The organism is Paenibacillus hubeiensis (assembly GCF_032334105.1).
Lineage (GTDB): Bacteria > Bacillota > Bacilli > Paenibacillales > Paenibacillaceae > Paenibacillus > Paenibacillus hubeiensis.
The window spans coordinates 602,969-625,490 of sequence record NZ_JAVYAE020000003.1 but is presented as its reverse complement, the minus strand read 5'-3'; the positions used below and the strand labels follow the sequence as shown (position 1 = coordinate 625,490).

Annotated in this window: 15 protein-coding genes and 1 pseudogene; 13 read left to right on the top strand and 3 right to left on the bottom strand. The window is 49.5% G+C overall.

Features of this window, described 5'->3' with window-relative positions:
• The first annotated feature begins 221 nt into the window (after nucleotides 1–221).
• The 3 genes and pseudogenes from RSX24_RS12815 to RSX24_RS12805 all read left to right on the top strand — a co-directional run bounded on the left by RSX24_RS12815 (nucleotide 222) and on the right by RSX24_RS12805 (nucleotide 3,917).
• Nucleotides 222–1,290 (top strand): annotated as a pseudogene (locus RSX24_RS12815) (alpha/beta fold hydrolase).
• 248 nt (nucleotides 1,291–1,538) lie between these two features.
• Entirely contained in the window at nucleotides 1,539–3,599 is a 2,061-nt protein-coding gene (locus RSX24_RS12810; RefSeq protein ID WP_343260822.1) for a glycoside hydrolase family 127 protein, read from the top strand.
• 18 nt (nucleotides 3,600–3,617) lie between these two features.
• Entirely contained in the window at nucleotides 3,618–3,917 is a 300-nt protein-coding gene (locus RSX24_RS12805) for a hypothetical protein (RefSeq protein WP_343260821.1), read from the top strand.
• 184 nt (nucleotides 3,918–4,101) lie between these two features.
• On the opposite strand, the gene RSX24_RS12800 is transcribed toward RSX24_RS12805, so the two are convergent.
• On the bottom strand, nucleotides 4,102–5,007 hold the full coding sequence (locus tag RSX24_RS12800; protein WP_343260820.1) for a helix-turn-helix transcriptional regulator: 906 nt from the start codon (nucleotides 5,005–5,007) through the stop codon (nucleotides 4,102–4,104).
• Nucleotides 5,008–5,167: 160 nt separating this feature from the next.
• Between RSX24_RS12800 and RSX24_RS12795 the strand changes: the two genes are divergently transcribed.
• The 4 genes from RSX24_RS12795 to RSX24_RS12780 all read left to right on the top strand — a co-directional run bounded on the left by RSX24_RS12795 (nucleotide 5,168) and on the right by RSX24_RS12780 (nucleotide 9,170).
• Nucleotides 5,168–6,475, top strand: a complete 1,308-nt coding sequence (locus tag RSX24_RS12795) for an ABC transporter substrate-binding protein (protein ID WP_343260819.1) — start codon at nucleotides 5,168–5,170, stop codon at nucleotides 6,473–6,475.
• Between the two features lie 109 nt (nucleotides 6,476–6,584).
• Nucleotides 6,585–7,517, top strand: coding sequence for a carbohydrate ABC transporter permease (locus RSX24_RS12790; RefSeq protein ID WP_339277950.1), 933 nt, complete (start codon nucleotides 6,585–6,587; stop codon nucleotides 7,515–7,517).
• Nucleotide 7,518: 1 nt separating this feature from the next.
• On the top strand, nucleotides 7,519–8,379 hold the full coding sequence (locus tag RSX24_RS12785) for a carbohydrate ABC transporter permease (RefSeq protein WP_343260818.1): 861 nt from the start codon (nucleotides 7,519–7,521) through the stop codon (nucleotides 8,377–8,379).
• Nucleotides 8,380–8,645: 266 nt separating this feature from the next.
• Complete coding sequence (locus RSX24_RS12780) at nucleotides 8,646–9,170, top strand: EVE domain-containing protein (RefSeq protein WP_343260817.1); 525 nt, start codon at nucleotides 8,646–8,648, stop codon at nucleotides 9,168–9,170.
• A 58-nt stretch (nucleotides 9,171–9,228) separates the two neighbouring features.
• Here the strand turns inward: RSX24_RS12780 and RSX24_RS12775 are convergent, their stop codons facing one another.
• Entirely contained in the window at nucleotides 9,229–10,839 is a 1,611-nt protein-coding gene (locus tag RSX24_RS12775) for a response regulator (protein WP_343260816.1), read from the bottom strand.
• On the bottom strand, nucleotides 10,820–12,571 hold the full coding sequence (locus RSX24_RS12770) for a cache domain-containing sensor histidine kinase (RefSeq protein ID WP_343260815.1): 1,752 nt from the start codon (nucleotides 12,569–12,571) through the stop codon (nucleotides 10,820–10,822). Before RSX24_RS12770 ends, RSX24_RS12775 begins: the two co-directional genes overlap by 20 nt.
• 338 nt (nucleotides 12,572–12,909) lie before the next feature.
• Between RSX24_RS12770 and RSX24_RS12765 the strand changes: the two genes are divergently transcribed.
• The 6 genes from RSX24_RS12765 (at nucleotide 12,910) to tlp (ending at nucleotide 22,060) form a co-directional block, all read left to right on the top strand.
• Nucleotides 12,910–13,833, top strand: a complete 924-nt coding sequence (locus RSX24_RS12765) for an ABC transporter permease (protein WP_339277956.1) — start codon at nucleotides 12,910–12,912, stop codon at nucleotides 13,831–13,833.
• Nucleotides 13,834–13,858: 25 nt separating this feature from the next.
• Nucleotides 13,859–14,770: a carbohydrate ABC transporter permease gene (locus RSX24_RS12760; RefSeq protein ID WP_438286827.1), complete on the top strand. Its 912-nt coding sequence runs from the start codon at nucleotides 13,859–13,861 to the stop codon at nucleotides 14,768–14,770.
• 39 nt (nucleotides 14,771–14,809) lie between these two features.
• A complete protein-coding gene (locus tag RSX24_RS12755; RefSeq protein WP_339277957.1) occupies nucleotides 14,810–16,423 on the top strand; it encodes an extracellular solute-binding protein in 1,614 nt (537 codons plus the stop codon).
• A gap of 253 nt (nucleotides 16,424–16,676) precedes the next feature.
• Entirely contained in the window at nucleotides 16,677–20,048 is a 3,372-nt protein-coding gene (locus RSX24_RS12750) for a discoidin domain-containing protein (RefSeq protein ID WP_343260814.1), read from the top strand.
• A 409-nt stretch (nucleotides 20,049–20,457) separates the two neighbouring features.
• Nucleotides 20,458–21,645, top strand: coding sequence for an aminotransferase-like domain-containing protein (locus RSX24_RS12745; protein WP_339277959.1), 1,188 nt, complete (start codon nucleotides 20,458–20,460; stop codon nucleotides 21,643–21,645).
• A gap of 187 nt (nucleotides 21,646–21,832) precedes the next feature.
• The gene (tlp, locus tag RSX24_RS12740; RefSeq protein WP_236416901.1) at nucleotides 21,833–22,060 is read left to right on the top strand and encodes a small acid-soluble spore protein Tlp; all 228 of its coding nucleotides are present in this window, start codon (nucleotides 21,833–21,835) and stop codon (nucleotides 22,058–22,060) included.
• Nucleotides 22,061–22,522: the final 462 nt, after the last annotated feature.

The following is a 22,522-nucleotide window of genomic DNA, read 5'->3' as shown; positions in this document are numbered from 1 at the left end:
TTGACGAACATATCTTTCTTATTCGATGAGGTATTCTCATATTTCTTAGCCGTCTATTTAACGAAACCAAGCCAAGTGTGTGACTACTTCATCTTAAGGTTTAACAAAGCCAATGGATAAATAGTTATATTAAAATTTCAGACCAGGGACTGATCTGTCTCATCGCTTGTTTCGTTAGAATGGTCATATATTGAAAATGATGTTAACGATTCATCAAGATGATGAATCGGAAAGGTGGATCAGTGGCGAGTATAAGAAGCAAAACAAAGAAGGCGGCGTGGCTCGTTGTCCTCGCTCTTATTCTAATCAGCGTGGTTGCGTTGGTTTTCCCGACGTGGACACCCGGTATTGAAGGAGAGCGCAGCATCAGCACCTTGGAGCAAATCGAGATTAACGGCTCGAAACATCGAATCATGATCCGCGGCCGTGACCGCGATAATCCAGTGATTATTTTCGTGCATGGCGGTCCGGGATCGTCAGAAATCGCTTATGCCGCAAGCTTCCAGAACTTGTGGGAGCAACATTTCACCGTGGTCAATTATGATCAAAGGGCCAGTGGGGCCTCCTATCATTTTTTTGAAAACTACGATGATTTGTCGTCCAAGGTGTTAGTCGAGGATTTGCTCGCTATTACCGACCATGTCTCCGAACGTTTGGGGCAAGACAAGGTCATCCTCATCGGCCATTCCTACGGTACATATGTCGCAGCGCAAGCTGCACAGCAAGCCCCTGAGAAATATACAGCTTACATCGGAATTGGGCAGCTTGGGAATGCGACGGAAAGCGAAATCGATGCATTGGAGTATGTCATCAACGAGGCGCGGCGGGTTGGCGATGAGGGGGATGTGCAGCGTTTGGAGCAGATGTCTGAAGAAATCCGCAAAGGGACTGCCCTTACCGCCGAGATCGTACGTAACCAAGTATGGCGGTGCTTCCAGCAGCGGGGAAATGCCTGACGGGAACGTGTTCGACATGATTATGGGGAGCGAGTATAATCTGCTGGATATCCTCCGCTATTACGTTGGCATCCTGAGTCACCAACAAGTGCTTCTGGACGAGGTGTTTGACACTCCATTGTCCACGGCCGTGACAGAGCTTGACCTACCCGTATATTTCGTAATGGGTAAATATGACTATATGACTTCATCCGCTGCGGCCAGAACATACTTCGATCAGTTAAATGCCAAGCAAAAGCAATTCATTGCCTACGAAAATTCCGCCCACTTCCCGCATATTGAAGAAAAAGACAGATTCAGCGAGTGGATGATCACCACCTTTGCAGAGAACTAACCTATATAAGTAGAACGAATGATGGTTAAACGTAGCCACTGAGTGATGAGGAACATCTTCCGATCGCTGTTATCCCCACATTCCAAATGAGATCAGGTCAGCCGACAGGTTGGCCTTCTTTGTTGTTCCGTGAAGAAACTTGGCAGGCCAAGGTTGTAATCATATAAATTCACGTTGGAAATGATGATTCCTCCACGTCATTGAGACTTGTAAAATGAAGCTAATGATCATGACAAGGAGAGGTTTAAATGGAAAAATCAGACGTTTCAATACCGAAACAATCACGATCCTACCGCAATCATATTAACGATCCTTTCTGGTCACCGTATGTTGAGCTCGTTCGCAACGTCGTGGTTCCCTATCAATGGGAAGCGCTCAATGACCGGATCGAAGGGGCAGAACCCAGCCGGGCCATCCGAAATTTCCGCATCGCTGCCGGTGAAGAGGAGGGCGAATTCCATGGCATGGTATTTCAGGACAGTGATGTGGCCAAATGGATCGAGGCTTCTTCTTACCTGCTTGCAGCCAAAGCCGACGAGGTGTTAGAGCAGCAGCTGGACGAAGTGATTCATACGATCGCTTGCGCGCAGCAGCCGGATGGCTATCTGAACACGTATTTTACGTTGAAAGAGCCGGGTCAACGCTGGACCAACTTGGCCGAATGCCATGAGCTCTATTGCGCCGGTCATATGATCGAGGCAGGTGTCGCCCACTATGAAGCAACAGGGAAACGCACCTTGTTGGACGTCGTCGTCCGGTTGGCCGACCACATCGTCGACGTATTTGGCCCCAAGCCGGGACAATTGCAAGGTTACGATGGTCACCAGGAAATTGAGCTGGCACTGTTCAAGCTCTACAAAGTGACCGGCAATGCGACGTATCTGGACCAGTGCCTGTATTTTCTCGATCAACGAGGTCAGCGGCCGCATTATTTCGTCCAAGAATGGGAAAAGCGTGGGAAAAGCGTACATTTCGGCGGACTGGATATGGTTCATCATCACGAATACTCGCAATCCCATCTGCCGGTACGTGAGCAAGACGCGGCTGTTGGGCATGCCGTCCGTCTGGTATATATGTGTTCTGCCATGGCTGACGCTGCGGCCGAGACGGGGGACGAGTCGTTGAAGCAGGCCAGCCGCCGGTTATGGAACAGCATCGTTGGCAAACGGATGTACATTACGGGAAGCATCGGTTCGTCCGCGAAAGAGGAAGCGTTTACAGGAGACTATGATTTGCCTGGAGATACGGCGTATGCCGAGACCTGTGCTTCGATCGGATTGATGTTTTTTGCTCGCCGCATGTTGAACCTGGAAGCGAACAGCATCTACGCCGACGTGATGGAACGTGCGCTGTACAACACCGTCATTAGCGGCATGTCTTTGGACGGCCGGCGTTTTTTTTACGTCAATCCGCTGGAGGTGCATCCGCATTTGCATCATGCCAATCCCAATTACAGCCACGTCCGTTCCCGGCGTCAAGGTTGGTTCGGTTGTGCATGCTGCCCGCCGAACATTGCCCGGTTATTGGCATCACTTGATCAATATGTGTACACAGTCAGTGAAAATGAATCGACATTGCATGTACAACTTTATATCGGAGGAGAAGGCGTTTTCTGCGTAAACGGGAACGAGATTCATGTACAGATGGAGTCGGACTATGCTTCGCAAGGAAAAGTGACGATGAGGTTCACTCCACAAACTTCGCATGACGTCCACTTTATTCTTGCGCTGCGCAAGCCGGGCTGGAGCGGTACTCCTGAGATCTCCATCAATGGTGAGCTGGATCCGAGCGTTGAAATGGATGAAGATGGTTACATTCGTCTGGATCGTTTATGGGCTGCGGGGGATGAAGTGCAGATCCTGTTTCCGATGCATGTGCTGCGGATGAAAGGCCACGAGGGCATACAGGATACGTTTGGCCGGGTAGCCGTGCAGCGGGGACCGTTTATGTACTGTCTGGAAGAAGCCGACAACGGGGAAGGCCTGTATCGGATTTATTTGCCGCGCGAGAATGAATTCAGGGTGGGGAGCGGTCAGGGGAATCCCATGAACGTGCCGGACCTGACCATTGCTGCCAAAAGGATGCAGACGGATGAAGCATGGGGCGGCCAACTGTATCGCAGCGATGCGAAATGGGGCGTGCAAGATACGGATATTCGCTTGATTCCTTATTTTACGTGGGCCAACCGGGAGGAAGGCGAAATGAGGGTTTGGATTCACGAGTGGCATGGTGACCGGACTTCACTGAGAGGGGGGGATCGGCGCTGTAGCGATACGGGAATGTGGAAAAGAAAGATGATCCGAGGGTGATGAAGAGGAGGTATGCGCATGCAAGGTAAAAATGCCGATGAAGAAGCCGGAGCTCTGCCTGTACCGGAAGTCGACGCAGAATCTCCGAGCGAATCGCCAACCAATCATCCAGTCGATGAAGTGCCCGTGGATGAAGCCGTCATTCAATCCAATGCCGACACGGAAATCACGGTTACCGTTGGCGAACCGATTCCATTGCCGGATGTCGTCGCCGTCACCTACACGGATGCAGGAACGCTGATTTACCTGTCGTATGGGAGCGCATTGCGGAAGAACAGCTTGCATCCCCGGGAACGTTTGCGTTGCAAGGGACTTTAAAAGGCAAGGATTTGAAGGTCGCGGCGACGATCAAGGTTGTGGCCAAAGCCGAATAATGACATGATTTTGGCGTAGCGGTCACAAGACCGCCTGATGACATGAAGGCAAGCTGTTTGCGGCAGCATGCACCCTAGTCATCAGGCGGTTATTTGGCGTGCATTGCTGAATAACGCTCGGTCTTTTGTCACGATTTTGCGGTCATTTCGATACCGGTGAATTTGCTGCGGAAGGTAGAAGGAGAGATGCCTTCTTTTTTCGAAAAACAGGAGGAAAAATAGGAAACATGATTGAAACCGACCTCTTCCGCGATGCGGGAGATAGACCACGCCGTTTGCAGCAGCAGTTTTTTGGCCTGTTCCAGCCGATAATGAAGCAAATACTCCATCGGGGTCATGCCATAGACCTTAAGCATGCTGCGAGCCAAATAATTTGGATGATAGTTAAGGTCCTGCTGCAATAGGGGGTTGGAGATGGGATGGGTATAGTTTTGGCGAATATATAGTTCGATTTTTTCGGCGATCCGGATCGCCGTGGCATCCGCCAGCGAAGACAGGCCAAGGTCAAGGTGCTGCATGAATTGCTGAAACGCGGCTTGGCGCTTCCAATTGCGCATGGATTGCGGCTCCTGATCGAGCTGGGAGAAGTGCTCAAGCATCTCCATTTCTTTGGGGGAGATTTTCATATGTTTTGGAATAAAGATGGAGCAGACGTCGCAGTGGTTCAAGTACGCGCTTTTTTTGTGGCTCTCCATCAGCTGCGCCTGGTTCGCCAGACACTCGTCCATATCGGTCGATTCTTTCCAGCTCCCATAGGTTTGAAAATGAATCCAGATCAATTCGGTCTCTGCTTCGCACGGAGCGCTGCCATAATGATGCCCATCCGGCTTGAGGATGAGGGCTTCGCCTGCGCGCAGGCGCCATTCGATCCCGTTTTCACCCAGGGCCAGCGTGCCCTTGGTAACGACAACCAGGTCAAAAACACCGATATCGCTGCGGCTGATATGATGCTCGCCTGCTTCGTAACGGGCGCGTCCGCAATCAATGAAATAGGGGATCGGCGGGGTGATGAAATGAAGGATGGGCGAGTTCAAACAGGGCACCTCCAACAGGTTGGAATATTTAAAATTCATGTTGGCATCGAGCATTTCCTTTTTATGATACAGCAAGTAACATAGAAAATAAAGCGCTACCATTTAGAAGTTATAGGCCACACATCGGTTTGGAATCCATGATGGAAAAGGGGACTGGGACATGAAAAAACAGTTGATTTGGGTTGGGGTTTTCCTGCTGGTCATGATGACTGCCCTGGCAGGCTGCAGCGCAAAACCGGAAGCGTCCGACGGGACGGGGGAACCGGCTGCAGGCGGCGAAACCAAGCTGATATTTTGGACGTTTGTGGATGCACACCAGAAGTTTTACGAGAGCATGGCAGAGAGCTGGAATGAAGAACATCCGGACCAGCGCATCGTGCTCGAAGCAACGACGATTCCTTATGATGACATGCACACCAAGCTGCTTCTGGCACTGCAGTCAGGCGTGGGGGCACCGGATCTGGTGGACATCGAACAGAGCAAATTCCCGAATTTCATGAAAGGCGTGCCACAGCTCGTCGATCTGACGGACATGATTACGCCGGAGCTGAATAACATTGTACAGTCGCGGGTGGACATCTACAGCAAGGACGGGAAGTACTATGGCATCGACTACCATGTCGGAGCAACGGTCATGTATTACAACCAGGACATTTTGAACGAAGCCGGGGTTAACCCGGATGAGATCAAGACGTGGAGCGATTTTGAAAAAGCTGCGCATATTGTGCTCGAAAAAACAGGCAAACCGATGATCACGTTTGAAGGCAACGGGAACTGGTCGTGGTGGCCTGCCATCAGTCAACAGAAGTCCGATCAGATTGACGAAAACGGCAATGTGACGGTCAATGCAACAATTAACGTGAAGACGATGCAATTTTTCCAACAGATGGTGAAAGATGGCGTAGCGGCTGTTGCTCCTGGAGCCGGACATGATACGGAAGAATATTTCGGATATATGAATCAGGGAAGTGCGGCGGCCGTGTTTATGCCGTTCTGGTTCATGAACCGTTTTACTGACCATATTCCCGACCTGAAAGGTAAAATGATCATTCGCCCGATGCCGGCCTGGGAAGAAGGAGGCAACCGTTCTGCGGGCATGGGAGGCACCGCCACTTCGATCACGAACCAATCGAAATCCGCGGATCTGGCCAAGCAATTCCTGGCCTACGCGAAGCTGTCGAAGGAAGGCAACCTCCAGATTTGGAAGCAGCTCGGCTTCGATCCGATCCGTACCGACGTCTGGACGGATGCAGCGATGAAGGAGACCAACAAATTCACCGAATATTTCGGAGCGGATATTTTTGATACACTGCTGACGGTAAAAGACGAGATCGCGCCGGTGCATATCCGGGAGAAATCGCCGGAAGTGTTCGATGCGGTCCGCAACAAGGCCATTCCGGACATTTTCATTAATATGAAGGACCCCGAGCAAGTCCTGAATGACGTGCAGGCAGAATTAACGCGGTAGAAAGACATGAAACAACGGGCAGCCCGGAAAGGTGAATGCAAAATGCGAGCGGCTGCCCGCATCATGTTTGATTCATGGATTTTAGATAAACAGGGTGGAGGTTGATTCCGTGCAGCTTCACAATGAAACGCAGGTTCCGGCACAGGTCAGGTTTCGTTCAAGACGTAAATGGAATGCCCGGGCTTGGGCACCGTATCTGTTCGTGATGCCGTTTATCGTGTCGTTTTTAATCTTTTTTGCTTATCCGCTATATCGCGCAGGCATGATGAGTTTCCAGCAGGTGTTGCCTGGTGATGTGCAGTTTGTGGGGGTGGAGAATTATCGCAAGCTATGGAACGCCGATTTCGGGACAGCGCTCTGGAACAGCACGCGGTATACGTTCTGGACGATGCTGCTCTTAATTCCCGTTCCGCTGGTGCTGGCCGTTTTGCTCAATTCGAGCCGCATGCTGGCCCGCAATCTGTTCCGTTCCGCGCTGTTCATTCCCGCATTGACCTCCGTCGTGGTGGCCGGGGTTATTTTCAGATTGATTTTCGGCGAACTGGATGGCGCACTGATGAATACCATCTTGAACACCTTCGGCATTCCTAGCCAGCAATGGCTGTACAGCTCGTCCCTTGCCATGGTGGCCCTCGTAGTGCTTGCCGGTTGGCGCTGGATCGGAATCAACATGCTGTATTTCCTTTCCGCATTGCAGAGCATACCCAAGGATCTATATGAGGCGGCGGATATCGACGGTGCAGGGGTGCTGCAAAAGTTTACCCGGATCACGGTGCCCATGCTGAAACCGATCACGATCTATGTCATCACGATAACGTTATACGGCGGTTATGCCATGTTTACGGAAAGTTACATGCTGTGGGCTGGCAAGCCTTCTCCGCAGCATATCGGTTTGACGATGGTGGGTTACATTTACGAGCAAGGGTTCCAATACTTCAACCTCGGCTTCGGCGCAGCCATCGGCATCACGCTGCTGGGCATTACGCTCGTGATCAGCATGCTTCAGCTGACGATGCTTGGCATGTTCAGGAAGGAGGATTGAGATGAGACAGCGAAGGGCTTCCAAACGAATCACGCCTACCTCCGTCCTACTTTTCCTGGTCTTTGCCGCACTTGCCGTGCTTATGCTGTTTCCGCTCTATGCGCTAATGCTGGCCTCGATCAAACCTGCTACGGAGCTGTTCCGTTACGGCCTTAACGTCAGGCTGGATTGGAGCATCATGAACCTGGATAACTATCGGGCCATCTTTGCCGGAGAAGGAGCGGCGGGGAATTATTTTACCTGGTACAAGAACAGTCTGGTCATAACAGCGCTGTTTACCGTCTTGAGCCTGTTGTTTTCTTCAATGGTTGGTTATGGTCTCGGTGTGTATCGGTTCAAAGGTCGGAATCTGATCTTTACACTGGTGCTTGTCGTCATGATGATTCCGATGGAAATTATCGTTCTGCCGCTGTATGAGCTGACCATTTCGCTGAAACTGATCAATACGGTCTGGGGTGTGATTCTGCCGTTCGTCGTGGCTCCGCTGCCGATCTTTTTCTTCCGTCAGTTCGCGCAGGGGTTGCCGAAAGATTTCATGGATGCAGGCAGAATTGATGGCTGTACGGAGTTTGGCATCTTTTTCCGCATCATGATGCCGCTTATGACGCCGGCATTCGGCGCGATTGCGATTTTGCAGGCGATGAACAGCTGGAACAACTTCCTGTGGCCGCTCATCGTGCTTCGTACGACAGAACAGTTTACGCTGCCGATTGGACTGGCATCATTCGTATCGCCGCTCGGAAATAACTATGAGGCATTGATTGCCGGAGCCGTGCTCGCCATTGTGCCGATCCTTGTGCTGTTTCTGTTTTTCCAGCGATACTTTATCGCCGGCCTGACGGTTGGGGGAGTTAAAGGATGATGTTGCGGTACCGAGTCAACTACAAAATCCAAAAGAACGCTACTGACATCACGTTGTCAGTAGCGTTCTTTTATAATAATGCTATTACAAAACCGTAAAAAAACATCCACACGTTAACGGAGAGAGGCAGAACCGATCTGAAGAAGCGAAGCGTTCTAAAAGCTTTCTGAAAGAAAGCTGCATCGGAAGATGATCCTGACTCGCAGTGGCCTAGTGTGATTGATTATTGCGGTTTAAATAGACGCACAAAAGGAGGCACCCCCAAGATGACGATGTCCCAACATGATATATTGAATGATCTGAAAAATAACCCGGAGCATCGAAAGCGCCGATATTGGATCGGCTGTGTCTCGGAATCCCATGCGAAGCACGGAGTCGAACAAGGGATCGGACAGACCTGCCACGGCAAAGCGGCCAAATTGAAGCAAATGAGTGAAGGAGACTACCTGATCTACTACTCGCCGCGCACAGACATGATGAATGGTGAGCCATTGCAGGCGTTTACGGCGTTGGGCCGGGTTGCCGACAATTCGGTCTACTTGTTTCAAATGAGCGAGACGTTTGTTCCTTATCGCCGAAAGATCCAATACGTTTCCTGCCGAAACGTAAGCATCAGAGGACTTCTCCATAAGCTCTCGTTTACCCGAGACCGGCGCAACTGGGGACAAGTCTTCCGATACGGACAATTTGAAGTCAGCGAAGACGATTTCATGATGATTGCGAATGAAATGCTGTCAGAGGACCATGGATTTCATGTTGAGCCTTCGGAAGAACAGATGACTTTGTTCTGAGTTCTTTTAAAAAGTCGCCATGTGCGGCTTTTTTTTGTACCCCTCAAGAATGCATGGATTATCCTGTTTCATGAGAGCTTTCTCTTTGCTTTTTGCGATAGTCATTGGGACTGCATCCCATTTCCTGTTTAAACAGCTTGGTGAAGTGCGAATAGTTGGTATACCCCACATGTCTGGCAATGGCATGGACCGATTGTGTGGTCGTTTCCAGAAGATGCCGGGCGGCCGCAAGACGGGTGTGAATGACATAATTGCCGAGCGATATGCCCATCTCTTTCTTGAACAGCCTTGCGAGATAATCCGGGTTCAGGTAGACCAGATCCCCGAGGCTGTTTCGTGTCAGATCTTCTCCGTAATGAGTGCGTATATAATGGGTAATCTCGTGTACAACCGATTTCGGCTGCTCGGCAGCATTCAGATATTCCGCAGCCGTATTGACCAGGTAGGCAATGTAAGCTTGCATATCTTCAATCGAATGCAGGGATTGCATGAACAATTGATCATTCGTTTTACCCGTATACAGCTTGTGGACTTCAATTTCCTTGCTTTTCAATTGGGCATACACCAGCTGCACCAGATCAAGACGCAGCAGACTCAGAACAGCGGTGCCTACAATGCCTTCGTGTGCAAGCTGATGCATATAACGACCGGTTTCATCCAGAAAGGACTGGAATCGATGTTCGTTCAGCAACTGCTCCAGCAGTCCCAGGTCAGGCGGTGTGTAATTCAATTGAGGCCTGTTATAGTTCTCCAGCAAAAAGGTCTGGTTGCGGTGTTTGATTCGCTCTTCATTCATTAACAACAGCTCGTTCACCGTATGGCGAATCTGTCCCAGCGGCAGAGACAAGCCGATACTGCAGCAGGCATCCGATTTCAGGTAATTGTTCACCTCCGGGATGAACGAGCGGCACATGGATTCGATGAGCTGTACGTCCGGTAACCTGTTCCATTTTATAATAACGATCCAGTTATGATCCTTGATCTCGGTTATGGCTTCAATCGAAAATAAAGCGTCCTGAAACCGTTCGACCATCACGTTCAAACACGCATAATCAAACAGATTTTTGTCGGTTTTGCCCAGCGTATGATCATATGGAAACAGGTTCACCAGAATAGGAAGAAATAGGTCCGTTGCTTCGTAAGGCCAATTTTGCTCCGTCAAAAAAGCAGAAACATCGGCGGGGTCAGACAGCACGACTTTACCGGAGATGAGCCTGCGCCAGCTGTCCTCAATGAGCTTGCTTCTATTTTTCTGCCACAGCTCGCCTTCATCAATGGCCTTCTTAATAAACTGCTGATCCCTGGCTTTGGCAACCGCCTTTTGAATAATCAGAGTCAGCTTGTCGAATTCGATCGGCTTTAGAAAATAATCAAAACTTTGCAGCTCGATCGCTTTCTGCGCATAGTTGAAATCGGCATAATTGGTGAGAAAGATCGTTTGTACGCTGTGCGACTCCTCCCGGACCCATGCGAGCAGCTCGAGCCCGCTTCCCTGGGGCATCTCAATATCGCATATCAAAATCTGAACCGGATGGTTTCGCAAAATTTCTTTGGCTTGCGCAATATTGTAGGCCGTGAAGATCGTGTCGATCCCGAGGGCCCTCCAGTCGATTTTCTTTTCCAAAGCCATGACAACAAAGTAATCATCGTCAACCAGCAATGCATTCATGGTTTGCCACCTCTCCCGAAGGTTCTGAATTCAGTAAGATTTTAGGCAAGGAAAGCGTGATTCGCGCACCGCTTGCGTCGTTTGCAAACGTAATCGTCGCTTCATGCCGATACAGCAGCTCCAAACGTTGAATGGTATTCATAATGCCGATCCGGTTGCCGCCGGTTTGTTCCAGTGCTTCCCCGCGCACCAATGCGTCAAGAATTTCAGGACTGAATCCGGGTCCCGTGTCGGAGATCTGGATGAGCACAACATCGCCATGCTCTCGCCGCTCTTGCGTTACGGACAACGTAATACATAATTCCCGATCCCGCGAGACGCCGTATTTGACGGCATTTTCAATAAATGTCTGTATAACAAGCGGTGGCACAGCGACACCCGTGATCCCCTCGGACTGTTCGATCCGATAGGAGAAAGCATCCCGGTAACGTGATTTCTGGATGTCCAGAAACGTTCTCGCATGTTCGATTTCATTCTCCAGCAGAACGAAATTATCTCCGCTTTGAAAGATATAACGGAAATATCGGGACGTAGCCAGGGCCATGCTTTCAATCTCTTTATACATTTGCATCTGCGCCATACTGTACATGCTCGTCAGGCAATTCAGAAAAAAGTGGGGTTTGATCTGTAACTTCATATAATCCAAACGTATTTTTTGTTTCTCCAATTCCTGCTCGTAGCGATCAATCTTGAATCGTTTAATCTGGCCCACCAGTTCCTTGAACTGTGCATTGACCTGCTCCAGTTCCATAATCCGGCTGCTTTTGAGGTCTGCTGCCTCATCGCCTTCGTTAATGAGGGCTAGATTTTTGGAAAATCGCTGAATGGGAACAAGCAGATTTGTTCTGAAAAACATTAGGATTGCGCTTAATGAGCAGGTTACAATCAGAAAAAGCAGCATGATGAGCAGCTGAGCCACCATGATTTTCTCAAATGCACCAAACTTGATGACCATACGCGCGCTGAAATCCGCATTCGAGAAGTCGCTGCTGACGACATTGTGCGATTGGAGCACATCCATGAAGGAAGGCTGCGGGTCTGCCGTGTTTTCTCCGCTGGCAGGTCCGGAAAGCTGCATGCCGTTCTCATCCACCAGGGAGGCGTATCCGTTGGCGCCCAGATTCATTTGCTGCAATGGGGCAATGAGATCATCTGCAGATATCAACGCGATAAGATACCGATTGTAGTACGGCGCAATATTGATCAGATAAGAAGTACCGTTCACGTGGATAGGCGTCCAGTGGGAGTAGAACTTCTCATATACCCCTTTTTCACGAGTCAAGGTGATGATCTGTCTTTTCACTTCCGAATAGTCCGAATAAGAGATGCTTATTGGCGCACAGTTGAGGAAGTATTCGCTGCTTTCCAAATAATAAAAGAAATTGTAGGACTGGCTATAGTTTCGCTGCAGTTCGGCAAAAAGCTTATGCAGCTTCTCATTGGACTTCAGAAATGGAATGCTGTTTACGCCATACGTATTCATCGTGTCGAGATTTTCGTCGTTGGCCAGCGTCCATCCCATGAAATGATTAATGTAGGCAAAATCATGATTAATGCGATTAATGTACAAATCAGCGGTATTTTGCAAATATTGGGCGGATTGCTGCTTGACCAGGGAGATCGAAGCGATGCTGATGATCAGGTCCAGAACGAACACGACAAATGAAATGACGAACATCATGCGAATGTAATGCCGAATGGGATAGGGCTTGATGGCGTTCAGGTTTGCCATGAACAATGCACCCGCTTTCTGGATTGCTTCGTTATGAATGCGCTTTAATATCTCAGGAATAGTATAAAACCTTTGCTTGAAAAAAGCATAAAGATTTGCTTTTTTGGGGTTCAGAAGTCCGGAATACACATATGAAAGTCCGGATCGCGATATGTTTTGTGCCAGCAAGCATCCGGGTTACGCATAAGCGTTCAAAAAAGGAACATCAGAAGTCCGAATACCGTCCCTAGGGGTCCGATATAGCGAAGGGGAAGTCGTTTATACTGAAGCTAATCCAGCGCTGACAGGTCCAAGCGGGAAAGCAGCACCAGTATATGTACGGGAGGGAAGGGAAAACCATGAGGACCAATGCACTTTATTTAGGAAAAACGATGGAGAGAATCAGGCGTAATTGGGGGCTTTACGTTTTACTTTTTCCGGCTGTTCTGTTAACACTGTTATTCGCCTATAAGCCGATGTACGGCGTCATCATCGCATTTAAGGATTATAGTCCGGCGTCGGGAATCGGAGGCAGCCCATGGGCGGGGTTCAAGTACTTTGAAAAGTTTTTTCATTCCTATCAATTTACCAATACGATTCGGAATACACTTGTGATCAGTCTGTACAGCTTGGCTACGTTTCCGATCCCGATTATGCTTGCGCTGCTGGTGAACCAGATGAGAGCAGGGAGGTTTAAAAAGTTTTTCCAGACCGTCTCCTATATGCCTCACTTTATATCAACGGTAGTTATGGTCGGATTGATGCTGATTCTGCTCTCGCCCAGTACGGGGCTCGTCGGCAATGTGTATCAGCTGTTTGGAGCACAAGCACCGGACTTAATGGGCTCATCGGCTCTGTTCAGCAGCGTGTATGTGTGGTCTGACGTGTGGCAGCATGTCGGTTGGGACAGCATCATCTATATTGCCGCGTTGTCTGCCGTAGATCCAAGCCTCTATGAAGCGGCAACGGTCGATGGGGCAAGCCGGTGGCACAAGATTCGTTATATTGATATTCCGATGCTGATGCCGACGGCGATCACGCTGCTCATTCTGCGAATGGGCGGACTACTGGGCGTAGGATTTGAGAAGGTCTATCTCATGCAGAATGACTTGAACATCCTCTCCAGTGAGATTCTGTCCACGTATGTCTACAAAATCGGTTTGCTGAGCAGTCAATACAGCTTCTCCTCGGCGATCAACCTGTTTAATACGGTGATTAATTTCATTTTGCTTATTCTGGTCAATCAGTTGTCCAAGAAATACAGCGAGAACAGCCTATGGTAGAGGGGAGAGAAACCAAATGAGCGTTATGGAGCCGGCCGCTATGACCAGAACTCCCCGAGTGAAGCGACGATCACGCATGACGGTTGGAGAGGCCGTGCTGTATGCCTTTGCCATTCTTTTTCTGATTGCGGTCATTTACCCGATTTATTTTATCGTCATCGCCTCCTTCAGCGATCCTTCCGCTGTGGCTAACGGACAGGTGTGGTTCTTCCCCAAAGGTTTTACGCTGGAAGGATATAAGGAACTGCTGCGGCATGACAATATCTGGATCGGATATCGAAATACCATTCTATACACGGTGGTAGGAACGTTGATCGGACTTGTCGTTAATATTTCGGCGGCTTATGCCTTATCGAGAAAGGATCTGGTCGGCCGAAAATTTTTCTCGCTGTTCTTTATTTTTACGATGTTCTTTAGCGGCGGATTGATTCCAACCTTCCTGACCATTCGCGATTTTCATCTCTACGACACGTTTCTGGTAATGGTGCTTCCGTTCTCTGTGGTGGTGTTCGATATGATCGTTGCCCGGACCTTCTTCCAGACCAGCATTCCCGGGGATTTATGGGAAGCCGCCCAGATCGATGGCTGCGGTAATCTGCGGTATTTTGCGTTGATTGTACTGCCGCTGTCCAAAGCGATCATCGCGGTTCTGGGATTATGGATTGCCGTAGGGTATTGGAATTCATATTTTAATGCCCTGATCTATCTGAAAGACCCTAATCTGTATCCGCTTCAATTGATCCTGCGGAACATTCTCATCACGAATCAGATGCAATCCGGCATGGGAACCGGAGAAGCTGCGCAAGTCGCCCTGCGTCTTGCCAATCTGATGAGATATTCCGTGATTATTATCGCCACGATTCCGATCATGTGCGTCTATCCGTTCATCCAAAAGTATTTCAATCAGGGGGTGATGATCGGCGCAGTGAAAGAATAAGGCAGATGATCATTCATTACGAATCAAGGAGGGTCCCACATGGGGAAAAAGATAGGCAAGAAATTTTTCACCAAAATGAATAGTTTGCTGCTCGTCACAGCGATGCTGGCAAGCGTTGTCGGGTGCAGCAGCGGAAATAGCGGCGAGGCCGCCGAGACTCCGATATCAAGCGATTTTAATAAAGAAGGTCTGCCAATTGTTAATAATCCTGTAACACTCAAAGTACTGACGGTTCGCTGGGGCAACATGGGTGACACCTTTACCCAGAACCAATGGCTTAAGGATTTGGAGAAGGAGACCAATGTGAACATTGAGTGGCAGGTCATGTCCTCCAACGATTGGGGTGAACAGAAATCCATCATGCTTGCCAGTGGCACGCTCCCGGACATTATTTTGGGGGACCAGGTGTTCAGCGATTCGGACATTGTCAATAACCTGAGCTATTTCCGTCCGCTGGATGAATATATCGACTCGTATATGCCTAACTTGAAGGCGGCGATGGAAGAGACGCCGGAGATGAAGAAAATAAGCACATTTCCTGACGGGAAAATTTACTCGATGCCCACCCGATTGCCTGCCCGTCCGAAGAGCAGGAATCAGCCTGTCATCAACAAGGCATGGCTCGATAAACTGGGCTTGAAGGCACCTACGACGACAGAGGAACTGTATCAGGTGTTGAAAGCGTTTAAGGAGAACGATCCGAACGGAAACGGTAAACCGGATGAAATTCCGTACACGGAAACGGGTCTGAATATGGACTTTCTGAATCCGTTCGGGATCACCGATATTAATGCCAGCAGCATGATCATTCAGGATGGAAAACCGGTCTTCTATCCGACAACGGAAGCATATAAAGAAGCACTTATTTACACACACAAGCTGTATTCGGAAGGTCTGATCGATCAGGAACTGTTCACCCAAGACAACACGATGACGTCAGCCAAATGGCAAAATGCAGACATTCCTATCGTCGGCTTCAGCAACCAGTGGACGCCTGACGCGGTGTTTGGCAAGTGGAGCGACCAGTACGAAGCGATTGCGCCCATTGCTGGACCGGATGGCAAACGTTATCAGCCAGGCGACCCCGGCGGCATGAATCTGGCCCGCAATGAACTCCTCATTACAAGCTCATGTACGGTTCCGGAAGTCGCGGCACGCTGGGCCGACCAATTTTATACCAATGAAGCAAGCATTCAGAACTTCTGGGGGGCGATCGGAACGGTCATCGAGAAAAATGATGATGGCACATACACGCTCATGGACCCGCCGGCAGGCACCAGCGCCGATGCCTGGTACTGGGATCAATCCCTGCGCGACTTTGGCCCGAAATATGTAAGCCCTTCCTTTGAAGAGAAAATCAAGCTTAATCCACAGGCGGGTGACGGACTCAAGCTGCAAATCGATCAATTGGGCAGCGCAGATGTAACAACCCCCTATCCAAAGGTCATGTACAATGCGGAAGAGTTTCAGGAACTGCCGACGCTGACAACGGATATTGATGGCTATGTGGCCACCATGCGTGCTCAGTGGGTCACCAAAGGCGGCATTGAAGAGGGCTGGGATGCGTATGTCAAAAAGCTGAACGACATGGGACTTGAACGGTTAGTGACCATCCGTAATGATGCTTACGAGCGCTATATGAACGTTAAATAGGCCTGGAATTCAGTCGTTCACTTTATTGTATAAAAAAATTTGCTATATAAATCGCAGAAAACATCCATGCGTTAACGGAGAGGCAGAACCGATCTTAAGAAGCGAAGCGTTCGCGTTTATCACCGGATTTTCCCTTTGAAAAAGGGGATTCAAAAAAATCCGGGGATAACAGCGATCGAAGATGGTACTGCGCTCGTAGTGGCCCAGATGGAGTTATTACTGCGGTTTATATAGCAGCCTGAGGAGGAATTCAATGCGCAACAAATACTTCGTCTGGTCACTCGTATTAACGATGCTGGTCTCGAACGTATTCCTGACCATGGGATCTCCTGCCAAAGTATCGGCTGCTGGCGGGGCGAATCTGGCACTGGGCAAACTGGTGACCGCGAGCAGCTATAACCAAACGTACAGCCCGGCCCATGTGATCGACAATAATCAGGCGACCTATTGGGAGAGTGCAAACAACGCGTTTCCGCAATGGATTCAAGTGGATCTTGGAGCGAATACGAAAATTGACCAAATCAAAATGAAGCTGCCCGCAGCCTGGGAAACGCGTACCCAGACGATCGCCGTTCAAGGCAGCACAAACGGTTCAACGTTTACAGACATCGTGGATGCCAAGGATTATGGTTTTGATCCATCCGTGGCGGAGAATACGGTTACGGTTGATTTTGAAGCAACAGAAACAAGGTATGTGCGTCTCCAGATGACCGGAAATACCGAATGGCCCGCTGCGCAATTGTCCGAATTGGAAATGTACGGTCCATCTTCTCAGGTACCAAACCCTGACCCGACAGAACCCGGGGCGTCTGTGGAAGGAACAAATATTGCGCTGGGTAAAGCAATCACTGCATCTTCTAACACCCAGTCTTATGCTGCTGTGAATGCAAACGATAACAATATCAATACGTACTGGGAAGGGGGCAGCCATCCAAGCTCGCTGACGCTGGATCTCGGCTCCAATCATCAGATTACATCCATCGTACTGAAGCTGAACCCCGATCCGGTCTGGAGTACCCGTACGCAGACGATTCAAGTGTTAGGGCATCACCAGGACACAACCACATTCAGCAATCTGGTTTCCGCCCAATCGTACACGTTTAACCCGGCTTCCGGCAATGCCGTGACGATTCCTGTGACGGCAACGGTTAAACGTCTGCAATTAAACATTACGGCGAACTCGGGCGCTCCCGCAGGGCAAATTGCTGAATTTCAGGTATTTGGCACCCCTGCGCCGAATCCCGATCTGACGATTACAGGCATGTCCTGGACGCCATCTTTACCCATCGAGAACAGTCCGATTACACTTCATGCCATTGTCAAAAACATTGGCTCTGCCGCTTCTCCGGCCTCTACCGTCAACTTTTATCTGAACAATGAGCTGGCTGGTTCGGCATCCGTAAACGCTTTGCAGGCAGGGGCTTCAACAACGGTATCGCTTGACATCGGCAATCGGAGCGCTTCATCATACACGCTTAGTGCAAAGGTGGATGAGAACAACCAGATCGTCGAAGAGAATGAAAGCAACAACCATTATACGCATTCATCTTCTTTAGTCATCGCACCGATTACAAGCTCAGACCTGGTAGGGACGGTCTCTTGGAGCCCGAGCAATCCTACCGCAAACAGCACGGTAGCTTTTACCGTTAATCTGAAAAATCAGGGGAATCAGGCTTCGGCAGGCGGTGCGCATGGGGTTACGGTTGTTCTCAAAAATGCTGCGGGAGCAACGATTCAGACATACTCCGGCTCGTATAACGGCGTATTGGCACCGGGAGCATCCGTCAATGTCAATGTCGGCAGCTGGACGGCTGCAAACGGTACCTATAATGTGACGACGACCGTTGCCGTCGATGGCAATGAAGCCCCGGTAAAACAATCGAACAACGTAACGACCACCGCGCTGACCGTATACTCTGCCCGCGGTGCGAGCATGTCTTATACAAGGTATGATACGGATGATGCTGCTCGTGGCGGCGGTGCAGCGCTGAAGTCAGCACCGACGTTCGATCAGGCATTGACGGCGTCGGAAGCCTCCGGGCAGAAATATATTGCTCTGCCATCCAACGGCTCCTATGCACAATGGACGGTCAGACAAGGCGAAGGAGGCGCAGGCGTTACGATGCGATTTACGATGCCGGATTCGGCAGACGGCATGGGGCTGGATGGATCGCTGGACGTGTATGTAAATGGCAGCAAGGCGAAGACGGTTCCCCTGACCTCCTATTACAACTGGCAGTACTTCTCCAGCGATCATCCGGGAGATACGCCAAGCGCCGGGCGCCCGCTGTTCCGTTTTGACGAAGTTCACTGGAAACTGGATACACCTCTGAAAGCCGGGGACACGATTCGGATCCAGAAGACCAACGGGGATAACCTGGAATATGGCGTCGATTTTCTTGAAATCGAATCCGTACCTGCCGCCATCCCGCGTCCGGCCAACGCTGTTTCGGTAACCGATTTCGGTGCGGTGGCGAACGATGGCAAGGACGACCTTGCCGCATTCGAAGCAGCCGTTCAATCCGCCGTTTCTACAGGCAAAACATTATACATCCCGGAAGGCACATTCCATCTGGGCAACATGTGGAAGATTGGCACGCCCGCCAATATGATCGATAACCTCACCGTTGTTGGTGCAGGCATTTGGCATACGAATATTCAATTCACCAATCCGAACGCGGCATCAGGAGGTATTTCCCTCCGTGTGCAAGGCAAACTGGATTTCAGCAATGTCTACATGAACTCCATGCTGCGCTCACGCTACAGCGAGAACGCAGTCTACAAGGGATTTATGGACAATTTCGGTAAAAACTCGATAATCAGCAATGTATGGGTGGAGCATTTTGAATGCGGGTTCTGGGTAGGGGATTATGCACACACCCCGGCGATGATTGCCGATGGCTTGGTGATTGAGAACAGCCGCATTCGGAATAACCTTGCTGACGGTGTCAACTTTGCCCAAGGCACGAGCAACTCGACGGTGCGCAACAGCAGCGTCCGGAACAACGGCGATGATGGTCTGGCCGTATGGACCAGCAACGTGAATGGTGCACCTGCAGGGGTGAACAACACCTTCTCGTTCAACACCATCGAGAACAATTGGCGCGCAGCGGGAATCGCCTTCTTTGGCGGCAGTGGGCATAAGGCAACGAACAATCGGATTGTTGACACGGTTGGCGGTTCGGCGATCCGAATGAATACCGTTTTCCCGGGATATCATTTCCAGAACAACACGGGCATTCTGTTCTCGGATACCACGATTGTTAACAGTGGTACCAGCAAGGACCTCTATAACGGGGAACGCGGAGCGATCGATCTTGAAGCTTCCAATGATGCCATCAAGAACGTAACCTTTACCAATATCGATATTCTCAATACACAGCGCAGTGCCATTCAATTCGGTTACGGTGGCGGTTTCGAAAACATTGTGTTTAACAACATCAATATCAATGGTACCGGTCTGGATGGAGTTGAGACATCACGCTTCACAACCCCGCATAAAGGAGCAGCCATATACACGTATACCGGTAACGGTTCAGCAACGTTTAACCATCTGACAACGAGCAACATCGCCAATCCGAATGTGCACCAGATTCAAAACGGATTCAATTTGGTTATTCAATAGGATTTGTTCATACAAGGACGGGGAGCTCTTAGGGCTCCCTGTTTCTGTTTAAATCACCTCTTTGTTGCTGTGCACTGTCAAATTTGACGATACCGTTTAGAAATCTGGCGAATGCTCGTATAATAGAATCTATATAAGCCGCAATAAACATACACAAGTTAACGGAGAGGCAGAACCAATCTGAAGAAGCGAAGCGCTCGCTTAAAAGCTTTCTGAAAGAAAGCTGCATCGGAAGCATAGGCTTATCACCGGATTTTCTCCTTTTCATAAGGAGGTTAGAAAAATCCGGGGATAACAGCGATCGGAAGATGGTACTGCGCTCGCAGTGGCCTAGTGTGATTATTAGACGGTTTCTATAATGTAATTATAGAACAAGAGTCAGATTTGAAATCGGGAGGCCATATTTTACATGAACTATACCTTTTCCAACCGCATCGCTGCATTGCAGCCATCGATTATTCGTGAGATTCTGAAGGCCACTTCGGGTCAAAATGTCATTCCGTTCTCGGCGGGAAATCCCGCTCCGGAAACCTTTCCTATAGAGGCCATTCGAACATTTACCCAAACGATTCTGGAACAGGATCCGGTAACAGCGCTGCAATACGGGATTACCGAAGGATATGCACCGCTGCGGGATGCATTAACCCGGCACTTGCAAACAGGCTTTGATACGGGTAAACCGACGGACGAGCTGTTCATCGTATCCGGAGCGCAGCAGGGGATTGAACTCGCTTGCAAAGTATTCTGTAATGAAGGGGATACGATTATTTGCGAGAGCCCCAGCTTTATCGGTTCCCTGAACTCTTTCCGGGCTTCAGGCGCCAAACTTGTCGGTGTTCCCATGGAAACGGACGGCATGGATATCGGGAAGCTGGAACACGCTCTGCAAACGGAGCAGAATGTAAAGCTGATTTATGTGATTCCGAGTTTCCAAAACCCGACCGGCATTACCACCAGCCTGGAGAAGCGTAAAGCCATTTACGATCTTGCCAAGAAGTATGGGGTCATGATTCTGGAAGATAACCCGTATGGGGAGCTTCGTTTTAATGGAGAAGACGTCGCAACGATCAAATCGCTGGATGATGAGGGGCTGGTTATTTATGTAGGGTCTTTCTCCAAAATTTTGTCTGCCGGATTGCGCGTCGGATATGTTCTGGCACCTCATGAGGTTGTGCAGAAGATGGTTGTTGCCAAGCAGGGAGAGGATGTACATACAGCCATGCTGCCACAGATTTTGGCATACAAGTTCATGACGGAGTATGACTATGCAGCACATATCAGCAGCATTCGTGCCATTTACCGCCGGAAATCGGACTTAATGATGAACAAGCTGCAGGAGCATTTGGGCGAGTCCATTACCTTTACCCACCCGGATGGAGGGTTGTTCCTCTGGTGTGACCTGCCAGCTCGCGTCCCGATGATCGACTATGCCAAAACAGCTGCGGCCGAGGGCGTAGCCGTTGTTCCGGGCACTGCGTTTCTTGTGGATGAAAACGAACCTAGTAATGCGATCCGTCTTAATTTTTCAACTCCTTCCGATGAGCAGATCGTGAAAGGGATCGAAATTTTGGGACAGGTGCTGAAAAAATTTGATTGAAGCAATCCAAGTCGCCATCCGGCGGCTTTTTATATATCAACAACTTGGCCCAAGTCGAGTTGCAGGATCTTGATCCCGTTGCCGTAAAGGACAAGAGCATGGTGCTGCATGCATAAACTCGGCACCCTTATGGAAAACTTCTGTAGTGCGAATAAACAGCATAATCCGTTTTTGGGAGGTGACCTGTATGAGTAAGCCAGATAACCGCAAGGATAACGTGGATCACTTGCAAAACGCGGTTCAGAACACGATCGAAAACTACCATGAAGCAGAGGATTATCTCGAGGAATTCGGCGATGAAATTCCGGCCAGGGAGAAAGCTCAAATCGAGGAAAAAAACGAACGTCGTAAACATAGCATTTCCGGATTCCGTGAAGAAATCCGGGACGAAGCAAGACACCAGCAAAACTCATAATATGGAGATGCGAAAAACGCCAATGTAACCCACCTATATAAACCGCACTAAACAATCACACAAGGCACTGCGAGTGCAGTACCATCTTCCGATCGCTGTTATCCCCAGATTTTTTGGATCCCCTTTCTAAGGGGAAAATCTGGTGATAAGCCTATGCTTCCGATGCAGCTTTCTTTCAGAAAGCTTTTAAGCGACCGCTTCGTTTCTCCAGCTTGGTTCTGCCTCTCCGTTAACATGTGTATCTTTTTTGCGGTTTATATAGCTTAAACGCTTAAACCATATTACCCCAAAAAACCTCCATACCCGTGGAGGTTTTTTGGGTTGGTACAGATCCACCAACCTGAGATGTTAGACAAACCATTCGCTGATTTTTGTGTGGGTAAAAGGAAGCGGCAAGGGACACGTGAAGGGAGTCTTAACATATACAATGCTTCCTTATTCTTATATGACATATTATTAATA

Bases quoted from the DNA above. Each gene is read 5' to 3' on its own strand.
- RSX24_RS12775 (WP_343260816.1), bottom strand. From the start codon at position 10,839: ATGAATGCATTGCTGGTTGACGATGATTACTTTGTTGTCATGGCTTTG.
- RSX24_RS12780 (WP_343260817.1), top strand. From the start codon at position 8,646: ATGACGATGTCCCAACATGATATATTGAATGATCTGAAAAATAACCCG.
- RSX24_RS12795 (WP_343260819.1), top strand. From the start codon at position 5,168: ATGAAAAAACAGTTGATTTGGGTTGGGGTTTTCCTGCTGGTCATGATG.
- RSX24_RS12805 (WP_343260821.1), top strand. From the start codon at position 3,618: ATGCAAGGTAAAAATGCCGATGAAGAAGCCGGAGCTCTGCCTGTACCG.
- RSX24_RS12785 (WP_343260818.1), top strand. From the start codon at position 7,519: ATGAGACAGCGAAGGGCTTCCAAACGAATCACGCCTACCTCCGTCCTA.
- RSX24_RS12765 (WP_339277956.1), top strand. From the start codon at position 12,910: ATGAGGACCAATGCACTTTATTTAGGAAAAACGATGGAGAGAATCAGG.
- RSX24_RS12745 (WP_339277959.1), top strand. From the start codon at position 20,458: ATGAACTATACCTTTTCCAACCGCATCGCTGCATTGCAGCCATCGATT.
- RSX24_RS12770 (WP_343260815.1), bottom strand. From the start codon at position 12,571: ATGGCAAACCTGAACGCCATCAAGCCCTATCCCATTCGGCATTACATT.
- tlp (WP_236416901.1), top strand. From the start codon at position 21,833: ATGAGTAAGCCAGATAACCGCAAGGATAACGTGGATCACTTGCAAAAC.
- RSX24_RS12750 (WP_343260814.1), top strand. From the start codon at position 16,677: ATGCGCAACAAATACTTCGTCTGGTCACTCGTATTAACGATGCTGGTC.
- RSX24_RS12760 (WP_438286827.1), top strand. From the start codon at position 13,859: ATGGAGCCGGCCGCTATGACCAGAACTCCCCGAGTGAAGCGACGATCA.
- RSX24_RS12810 (WP_343260822.1), top strand. From the start codon at position 1,539: ATGGAAAAATCAGACGTTTCAATACCGAAACAATCACGATCCTACCGC.
- RSX24_RS12755 (WP_339277957.1), top strand. From the start codon at position 14,810: ATGGGGAAAAAGATAGGCAAGAAATTTTTCACCAAAATGAATAGTTTG.